At 36.3% G+C, this 2234-nt stretch carries 2 protein-coding genes; one reads left to right on the top strand and one right to left on the bottom strand.

What is annotated here, in order from left to right:
• Nucleotides 1-238: hypothetical protein (locus tag A194_RS18935; RefSeq protein WP_040403248.1), on the bottom strand; the 238-nt coding region annotated here is incomplete at its 3' end.
• A gap of 487 nt (nucleotides 239-725) precedes the next feature.
• Between A194_RS18935 and A194_RS0115915 the strand changes: the two genes are divergently transcribed.
• Nucleotides 726-1454: a MerR family transcriptional regulator gene (locus A194_RS0115915; RefSeq protein WP_017187775.1), complete on the top strand. Its 729-nt coding sequence runs from the start codon at nucleotides 726-728 to the stop codon at nucleotides 1452-1454.
• Nucleotides 1455-2234: the final 780 nt, after the last annotated feature.

Raw genomic sequence — 2234 nt, 5'->3', positions numbered from 1 at the left:
CAATTGTGTATAAAGGTGTGTAAAAACTAGTAATATAGTTGTCGTCGTTGTTATCTTCTAATATGTCATTTATGTTTGCTTGCTTTTCTTCATATTGATCATCTAAATAAGCAGCAATGCCAATAGCAGCTGATGGTTGATGAACTGTCAGTGGCGCTAGAGGGAAGAACGCGCTATAAGTAAAATATACGATAAAAGCAACTAAACTATATAAAATTGGCTTCTTTTTAGCTTCCATCAAGTCCTCAATCCTTTCCATGAACTTAATTTTATCATAACTTTTTTACTAATAATTTACAAAACAGTTTTATTAACAACTTGGTCAGCTCTCAATATGTTGTTATGACTTGCTAGATTATAATTGTTATGTGAATAAGTCTACTTTATTAACACAATTCTGTGCATAACTATACTGAAATGTGGATGAAACCAGATGTTTACAGGTTTTATCCACAAATGAAAGTGCTTCAATAATATTTTTCCACATTATTTGTTCACTTTTCCCAAAGTTATTCACAGGAAATATGGAATTATCCACTTAGTTGTAAAGAGCATGTTGAGAGATCATCCGGCGATTTTTTCATTTTTTCGACGAAACGAACCCATTTTCCGTTGAAAAAGTTGATATTCCGGCGAAACACATTAAAAATCCGACGAACGCCGAATTAACCATTGACTTTCACGTAACGTGAGAGCTTATAGTATAAGTGTGAGGAGTTGGTCATATGAAAGTAAATGAAGTTGCAAAACTCGTTGGAATTAGTGTGCGCACACTGCATCATTATGATGAAATTGGACTTTTGAGACCAAGTAAAAATCCATATACAGGCTATAGAACATATTCAGACTCAGACCTAACCTTGCTGCAGCAAATTTTATTTTTCAAAGAGTTAGGTTTCTCACTTAAGAAAATTAAAGAAATAATCAACAGTCCAGAGTATGACCAACTTGAAGCACTTAAGATGCATCGAAAAATGCTTGTTGATAAGCGTGAAAAATTCGATTTAATGCTACAGACAGTTGATCAAACAATTGAAGCGAAGGAAGGAGGATTTGAAATGTCCAACCAAGATAAGTTTAAAGGCTTTGACTTTAGCGAAAATCCTTACGAAGATGAAGCTCGGGAGCGTTGGGGTGATGTTAAAGTAGATGAAGCGAAGAAAAATGCGATGGGAATCAATAACGCAGAACAAGAACGTATGAATGACATTTATCGAAAGCTTGCAGAACTTCTTCAAGGCGATCCAAAGTCAGAAGAAGCACAAGTAGCCATTAAAGAATGGTACGATTTTTTGAATAAAAATTTTACGACTTACACACCAGAAATGTTCCAAGGGCTTGGTATGATGTATGTACAAGACGAACGATTTCAGAAAAACATCGATCAATTTGGAGAAGGTCTAGCTCAGTTTATGAGTGAGGCGATGGTTGAGTTTGGCGAGCGGAATAAATAAAGGAAGGAGCACCAAGATGAACAAAATTTTGGTGCTCCGATTTTTTGTATATCACGCCACAGCGATAATCCACATTAATAAAGTAAATGAAAAGATGATCCAAAACGTATTTTCAGTTGTCTTTTCGTTGTTGTGTGTTTTTTAATGACGGCAACTAAGTTGAAACTGAACAGAACGGCCAGAATTGGTGTGAGGAATAGGGCTGCTAAAACGGCTATAGCTTCTATATACATCATCATCCTGATAATCAGTCTTTGTAAAAAAGTACCATCAAAGAATTGTTATGACAAGACAATTTTCCACAATCTCTCTCAAAACCTCCTATAGTAAGCGACAAGGGTTTTACATACGATAGTTAGAAATTAATTGTATGATGGTAGGTTAGGAGGATGCCTGTGGAAAAATGCCGTTTTTGTCGTACGAAGGCTGTGAGTAAGTGTCGTTCTTGTTACAAACCACTCTGTTCGAAATGTAAAATCTCTCAAGGTGGGATGACTTACTGTAATACGGAGTGTAAAGATCTAAATTAGTAGATTTATTTGATCCACAGATTAGATCTGTGGTTTTATTTTTGTGTTGGGGGAGGGAGTTTTGAAGTGATAATTTGGCGTTCGCGCATAGTATTCTGGCGCTCGTGAAGATAATTTGGCGTTCGTGACCAGTAATCTGGCGCTCGCAGAAATATTTTGGCACTCACAAGGTCAACGCACTCGGAAGTTTATCAGCGTTCACGGAAATTTATCAGCGCTCACACCATGTTTATCAGCGTTCAGAGAAATT

The organism is Alkalibacillus haloalkaliphilus C5, assembly GCF_000269905.1.
Taxonomy (GTDB): Bacteria; Bacillota; Bacilli; order Bacillales; family Alkalibacillaceae; genus Alkalibacillus; species Alkalibacillus haloalkaliphilus_A.
The sequence above is the reverse complement of the archived record's forward strand: the minus strand, read 5'-3'. Positions and strand labels throughout refer to the sequence as shown.

Excerpts from the sequence above, each read along its gene's own strand:
- A194_RS0115915 (WP_017187775.1), top strand. The coding sequence starts at position 726 with ATGAAAGTAAATGAAGTTGCAAAACTCGTTGGAATTAGTGTGCGCACA.